This window comes from Streptomyces sp. NPDC006265 (assembly GCF_040613555.1).
Lineage (GTDB): Bacteria > Actinomycetota > Actinomycetes > Streptomycetales > Streptomycetaceae > Streptomyces.
In genome coordinates this window covers 1-7,277 of the sequence record NZ_JBEXSH010000452.1, presented here as the reverse complement: position 1 = coordinate 7,277, position 7,277 = coordinate 1, and the positions used below count along the sequence as shown (strand labels likewise).

Genomic DNA, 7,277 nt, shown 5'->3' with positions numbered 1-7,277 from the left:
GTCACCCCGGCGCGGCCCGGACGCCAGGACCTCCGCCGCCCGGAGGCCGCGCGCCAGCGCGTGCTCCCCGGCGTACGCCTCGATCTGCTCGCCCGCCGCGCAGCCTCCGGCGGGCAGCCGCGCCCAGACGGTCTTGCGGCCCGTGCGGTAGGTGATCCCCCACGCCTCGGAGAGCGCGCCGACGAGCCGCAGACCGCGCCCGTACTCGGGGGTGTCGTGCGGCGTCTCCGGCTCGCTGCCGCGCGGGGCGCGGGAGGGGTGGTGGTCGGAGACCTCGACGACGAGCGCGGCCGTGTCCGGGGTGTCGCCCTCCAGGCGGCACTCCATCTCGACGTCGGTGCCGGCGTGCACAACGGCGTTGGTGACGAGTTCGCTGACGACGAGCGTGGCGTCGTCGGCGAGGCGGCCGGTGAGGTACTCGGCGCCGGGCAGGCCGAGCCCGGTCCACTCGGTGAGGGCCGCGCGCACCAGGGCGCGTGCGACGCCCGGCGCCAGGGAACTGCCGGGCAGGGTCGCGTGCGCCCGCGCGTGCTCCGGTGCAGGCGCCCCGGCGGACGGTGTGCTCGCCTCCGCGGACGGTGCGATCGCCTCCGCCGACGGTGTGCTCGCCTCCGCCGACGGTGCGGGCTCCTCGGAAACGGGCCCCTCCTGGACGGGCACGGGCGTCTCCCAAGCGTGTGCAGGCGCCTCTGAGGCACGGGAAGCGGTCTCCCGTTGCGTCGGAATGGCCCCCATGGACAGCTCCCCGGGCAGTTCGTACGAATACGCCACAGTCGATACCGACAGAGTGACAGACTGACCCCGCCCATAAGCGCCGAGTTACCGAAGTGGGCCGCCATGAGTGAGAACAGTGCTACTCCTGTGGTCGAAGACCGGTACGAAGACGGTCAGATTCGTGCATCCGATCTGCGTCCCCTGCTCGCAGCCATGACAGCGGCACGTGACGGCGATTTCGCCAAGGTGCCGGAATCCGGCCATGGGATGGTGGCCGAACTCACCGCGGTCTTCAACCAGATCATGGACCGCAGCGTCCATTTCACCTCCGAGACGCGACGCGTCAGACGGGAACTGGTGCGGCACGGCCGGCTCGACGAGCGGCTCTCGGCCAGCCCGGGCCAGGGCCTGTGGACGTCCCGGGTCAACGATGTGAACCAGCTGCTCGACGCCCTGGTCGCCCCGGCGGCGAACGCCACGCGCGTGCTGGACGCGGTGGCCGGCGGCGATCTGACCCAGCGGGTCGATCTGCACGACGGGACGCGGCAGTTGCGCGGCGACCTGCGGCATCTCGGCCGGGCCGTGAACAGGATGGTGGACCAGCTCTCCCTGTTCACCGGCGAGGTGACGCGGGTCGCCCGTGAGGTCGGCACCGAGGGGCGGCTCGGCGGCCGGGCCAAGGTGCAGGGCCTGTCGGGCAGTTGGCGGGACGTGACGGAGGCCGTCAACACGATGGCGTCCCGGCTGACGGCCCAGGTGCGGGACATCGCCGCGGTGACGACGGCGGTGGCCCGGGGCGACCTGACCCGCACGGTGACGGTGGAGGCGACCGGCGAGCTGCTGGAACTGAAGCTGACCGTCAACACGATGGTCGACCAGCTGTCCGCCTTCGCCGACGAGGTGACCCGCGTCGCCCGCGAGGTCGGCACCGAGGGCCGGTTGGGCGGCCGGGCCCAGGTGCGGGGCGTGTCCGGGGTCTGGAAGGATCTCACCGACAACGTCAACTTCATGGCGTCGAACCTGACCTCTCAGGTCCGCAACATCGCTCAGGTCACGACGGCCGTGGCCAACGGCGACCTGTCCCAGAAGATCACGGTCGCCGCGCAGGGCGAGATCCTGGAGCTGAAGTCCACGATCAACACGATGGTCGACCAGCTCTCCGCCTTCGCCGACGAAGTCACCCGCGTCGCCCGCGAGGTCGGCACCGAGGGCAACCTCGGCGGCCGGGCGCAGGTCAGGGGCGTGTCGGGGGTCTGGAAGGACCTCACCGACAACGTCAACTTCATGGCCGACAACCTCACTTCCCAGGTGCGCAACATCGCCCTGGTCTCCACCGCCGTCGCCCAGGGCGACCTCGGCAAGAAGATCACCGTGGAGGCCAAGGGCGAGATCCTGGAGCTGAAGTCCACGATCAACACGATGGTCGACCAGCTCTCCGCCTTCGCCGACGAAGTCACCCGCGTCGCCCGCGAGGTCGGCACGGAAGGCAACCTCGGCGGACAGGCCCAGGTCAGGGGCGTCTCCGGGGTCTGGAAGGACCTCACCGACAACGTCAACTCCATGGCGCTGAACCTGACGTCGCAGGTCCGCAACATCGCCCAGGTCACCACCGCCGTGGCGAACGGCGACCTGTCGAAGAAGATCACGGTCGACGCGCGCGGCGAGATCCTGGAACTGAAGGACACCGTCAACACGATGGTGGAGCAGCTGCGCGCCTTCGCCGACGAGGTGACCCGCGTGGCCCGCGAGGTCGGCACGGACGGCCGGCTCGGCGGGCGGGCCCAGGTGCTGGGCGTCTGCGGCGTCTGGCGGGATCTGACGGACAACGTCAACTACATGGCCGACAACCTCACCTCCCAGGTCCGCAACATCGCCCAGGTCGCGACGGCCGTGGCGCAGGGCGACCTGTCGCGGAAGATCGACGTGGACGCGCGCGGCGAGATCCTGGAGCTGAAGACGACCATCAACACCATGGTCGACACGCTCTCCTCGTTCTCCTCCGAGGTCACGCGCGTCGCCCGCGAGGTCGGCTCCGAGGGACAGCTCGGCGGCCAGGCCCGGGTCGAGGGCGTGTACGGCACCTGGAAGCGCCTGACGACCAACGTCAACGAACTCGCGTCCAACCTCACCACCCAGGTCCGCGCCATCGCCGAGGTCGCCTCCGCCGTGGCCCAGGGCGACATGTCCCGCTCGATCACCGTGGAGACGCAGGGCGAGGTCGCCGAGCTGAAGGACAACATCAACCTGATGGTGGCCAACCTGCGCGAGACGACCCGCGCGAAGGACTGGCTGGAGTCCAACCTGGCCCGGCTCGCCGCCCTGATGCAGGGCCACCGGGACCTCATGGAGGTCGCCGACCTGATACTCCGCGAGCTGACCCCACTGGTGAACGCCCAGTACGGCGCGTTCTACCTGGCCGCCCCCGACGAGGACAGCGCGGGCCCGCGGACCACCGTGCCGATCAAGGGCCTGGCCTTCATCGCCGGGTACGGCGCCGCCCAGGACGCCACCGTCGAGACCGGCGGCCTGCCGGTGCACGGTCTGGTCGCGCAGGCGGCCCGGGAGAAGAAGCGGATCCTGGTGGAGGGCGCCCCGTCCGACTACATCAAGATCAACAGCGGCCTCGGCGAGGCGGCCCCGACCACCATCGTCATCATCCCGATCCTCTTCGAGGACAAGCTCCTCGGCGTCATCGAACTCGCCTCGTTCTCCCGTTTCTCCGATGTGCATCTGGCGTTCTTCGACCAGTTCGTCAACACCATCGGCGTCGCCATCAACACGATCATCGCCAACTCCCGCACGGAGTCCCTGCTCGGCGAGTCCCAGCGCCTGGCCATGCAGCTCCAGGAACGCTCGGACGAACTCCAGAAGCAGCAGGGCGAACTCCAGCGCTCCAACGCCGAACTGGAGGAGAAGGCCGCCCTGCTGGCCACGTCCTCCCAGTACAAGTCCGAGTTCCTGGCCAACATGTCGCACGAGCTGCGTACACCGCTGAACTCGTTGCTGATCCTGGCCCGGCTGCTCTCCGACAACCCCGACGGCCATCTCTCCGACCAGGAGGTGCAGTTCGCGACGACCATCCACCGCTCGGGCTCGGACCTCCTGCAACTGATCAACGACATCCTGGACCTGTCGAAGATCGAGGCCGGCCGGATGGACGTACGCCCCAAGCGGCTCCCGCTCATCAAGCTGCTCGACTACGTCCACGCCACCTTCCGCCCGCTCACCATCGACCGGGGGCTCGCCTTCGAGCTGGCGGTGGGCGAGGACGTACCGCGCGAGATGTACTCGGACGAGCAGCGCCTTCAGCAGATCCTGCGCAATCTGCTCTCCAACGCGATCAAGTTCACCGCGAACGGCAAGGTCGAGCTGCGGGTGGACCGGGTGCAGGACGCCGAGCACCGATGGGGGTCCCCCCGCTCGAGCGAAGTCGAGAGTGGGGGAGAAGCCGAGAGTGGGAGAGTCCGGGACACCGACGACGTCATCGCGTTCGCCGTGTCCGACACCGGCATCGGGATCGCGCCGGAGAAACTCCCGGTGATCTTCGAGGCGTTCCAGCAGGCCGACGGCACCACCAACCGCAAGTACGGCGGGACCGGGCTCGGCCTGTCCATCAGCCGGGAGATCGCGGGGCTGCTCGGCGGCCGGATCGTCGCCGAGAGCGAACCCGGCAAGGGCTCCACGTTCACCCTGTACGTGCCGGTCGTCAGCCCCGGGCACACGGCTCCGGCGCCCCTCCCGGAGGACCGCGCCGACCTGCCCCTGCCGCTCCGGCCGGCCAACGGGCCCTTCCCGGTCGCGCACGACACGGACGACGCCTGGCCGTCCCCCACGAAGCTGGAGGCGTGGACGTCCGGCAGGCCGGGCCGGATCCTGGCCGGGCGGCGGGTGCTGATCGTGGACGACGACATCCGCAACGTCTTCGCCCTCACCCATGTCCTGGGCCGGGTCGGCATGACCGTGCTCTACGCGGAGAACGGCCGCGAGGGCATCGAGTCGCTGGAGCGCAGCCCGGACGTCGAACTGGTCCTGATGGACATCATGATGCCGGAGATGGACGGCTACGAGACCATCTCCGCGATCCGCCGCACACCCCGCTGGACGGGCCTGCCGATCGTGGCGCTGACCGCGAAGGCGATGCCCGGTGACCGGGAGAAGTCCATCGCCCGCGGCGCCAACGACTACGTGCCCAAACCGGTGGACATCGACGGCCTGCTGACGGTCGTGTGCGAACTGCTGGACCCCGAGGGCACGGGAGAAGAGACATGAGCAGCACGGCCACTCACCCCGAACGCGCCGGAATCCTCCTCGTCGACGACATGGACGACAATCTGACCGCCCTGGAGGCCGTCCTGGCCTCCCTCAACGAGCCGCTCGTCCGGGCCCGTTCCGGCGAGGAGGCCATGAAGGCCGTCCTGCGCCGGCCGATCGCCCTGGTCCTGCTGGACATCCGCATGCCCGGCATGGACGGCTTCGAGACGGCCGCCCACATCAAACGCCTCGACCAGACCCGGGACGTCCCGATCATCTTCCTCACCGGGGCGGACGACGACTCGGGCTACGCCTTCCGCGGCTACGCGACCGGCGCGGCCGACTACGTGACCAAGCCCTTCGACCCATGGGTCCTGCGGGCGAAGGTCAGCGTCTTCCTGGACCTCTACCGCAAAGGCAGAGAGGTGGAACGCCTGCGCGCGGAGATCCAGGACCTCAAACGCCGGGTTGGACAGGGTACGTAGGGGCGCGGGGCCATCCATGTGCGGCTTTGCCGCGTGGGCGCGACAGGCCACGACGGACCCGCACCCGCCACGCAGTCCCCGCCGCGCGCTACCGCTCGCGAGAGCCGTCGTACATCTCCTCGATCAGGTGCTTGTACTCCCGCTCCACGACGGGCCGCTTCAGCTTCAGGCTCGGCGTGATCTCCCCGTGCTCCACATCGAGATCCCGCGGCAGCAGCCGGAACTTCTTGATGGTCTGCCAGCGCTGAAGCCCCTCGTTGAGCTGCTTCACGTACCCGTCGACCATGTCGACGGTCACCGGCGCGGCGACGATCTCCGCATACGACTTCCCCTCGAGCCCGTTCTCCTTGGCCCACTCGGTGATCGCGGGCTCGTCCAGCGCGATGAGCGCCGTGCAGAAGTTCCGGTCGGCCCCGTGCACCAGGATGTTGGAGACGTACGGGCACACCGCCTTGAACTGCCCCTCGACCTCCGCCGGGGCGATGTACTTGCCGCCCGAGGTCTTGATGAGGTCCTTCTTGCGGTCGGTGATCCGCAGGTATCCGTCGGGCGACAGCTCCCCGATGTCCCCGGTGTGGAACCAGCCGTCCGGCTCCAGCACCTCGGCGGTCTTCTCGGGCAGCTTGTGGTAGCCCTCCATGATGCCCGGGCCGCGCAGCAGGATCTCCCCGTCGTCGGCGATCCGCACCTCCGTGCCGGGCAGCGGCTTGCCGACCGTGCCGGTGCGGTAGGCCTCGCCCGGGTTCACGAAGGACGCGGCCGAGGACTCGGTCAGGCCGTACCCCTCCAGGATGTGGATGCCGGCGCCCGCGAAGAAGTAGCCGATCTCCGGCGACAGCGCGGCGGACCCCGAGACGCACGCCCTCAGGTTGCCGCCGAAGGCCTCGCGGATCTTGGCGAACACCAGCGCGTCGGCGGCCTTGTGCTTCGCGCCCAGACCGAACGGCACAGACGCGGTCCCGGTCCGCCGGAAGTTGTCCTGGGAGACCTTGGCGTACTCGCGGGCCACCTCGGCCGCCCACTGGAAGATCTTGTACTTGGCGCCGCCGCCGGCGCGGGCCTTCGCGGCCACCCCGTTGTAGACCTTCTCGAAGATGCGCGGCACGGCCGCCATGTATGTCGGCTGCACCACCGGCAGATTCTCGATGATCTTGTCGACCCGGCCGTCCACGGCGGTGACGTGCCCGACCTCGATCTGCCCGGAGGTCAGCACCTTGCCGAAGACGTGCGCGAGCGGCAGCCAGAGGTACTGCACGTCCTCGGTGCTGACCAGCCCGGTCGCGGCGATCGCCTTCGCCATGTACGACCAGTTGTCGTGCGGCAGGCGCACGCCCTTCGGGCGGCCCGTGGTGCCGGAGGTGTAGATGAGGGTGGCCAGCTGGTCCTTGGTGATCGCGCCGACCCGCTCCTTGATCAGGTCTGGGTCCTTCTCCAGCCGGGCCGCGCCGCGCTTCTCCAGCTCGTCCAGGGTGAGGATCCAGTCGGCGGTCTCGACACCGGCCGCGTCGATCACCACGACATGCGTCAGCTCGGGCAGCTCGGCGCGCTTCTCCTTGGCCTTGGCCAGCTGCTCGGCGTTCTCCGCGATCAGCACCCGGCTCTCGGAGTCCGACAGGATGTACGCGGACTCGTCGGCGTTGGTCTGCGGATACACCGTGGTCGTGGCCGCGCCGGCGCACATGATGCCGAGGTCGGCGAGGATCCACTCGATCCTGGTGCCGGCGGCGAGGGCGACGCGCTGCTCGGGCTGCACGCCCAGCTCGATGAGGCCCGCCGCGATGGCGTAGACCCGCTCGGCGGCCTGCGTCCAGCTCAGCGACTTCCACT

General features: G+C 69.6%; 4 protein-coding genes. 2 read left to right on the top strand and 2 right to left on the bottom strand.

Going from position 1 to position 7,277, the window contains the following annotated elements; translation table 11 throughout:
* Nucleotides 1-660, bottom strand: a 660-nt coding sequence (locus ABZ281_RS30085; protein WP_356660534.1) for an ATP-binding protein, incomplete at its 3' end; no start/stop codon positions are given.
* A 177-nt stretch (nt 661-837) separates the two neighbouring features.
* Between ABZ281_RS30085 and ABZ281_RS30080 the strand changes: the two genes are divergently transcribed.
* Both ABZ281_RS30080 and ABZ281_RS30075 read left to right on the top strand, forming a co-directional pair.
* On the top strand, nt 838-4,983 hold the full coding sequence (locus tag ABZ281_RS30080) for a HAMP domain-containing protein (RefSeq protein WP_356660532.1): 4,146 nt from the start codon (nt 838-840) through the stop codon (nt 4,981-4,983).
* Nucleotides 4,980-5,450 carry a response regulator gene (locus ABZ281_RS30075; RefSeq protein WP_356660530.1) on the top strand — a complete coding sequence of 157 codons (471 nt, stop codon included), beginning with the start codon at nt 4,980-4,982 and terminating at the stop codon, nt 5,448-5,450. The genes ABZ281_RS30080 and ABZ281_RS30075 overlap by 4 nt, the downstream gene beginning before the upstream one ends.
* 88 nt (nt 5,451-5,538) lie before the next feature.
* Here ABZ281_RS30075 and ABZ281_RS30070 read toward each other — a convergent pair.
* Nucleotides 5,539-7,277, bottom strand: a 1,739-nt coding sequence (locus tag ABZ281_RS30070; protein ID WP_356660528.1) for an AMP-dependent synthetase/ligase, incomplete at its 5' end; no start/stop codon positions are given.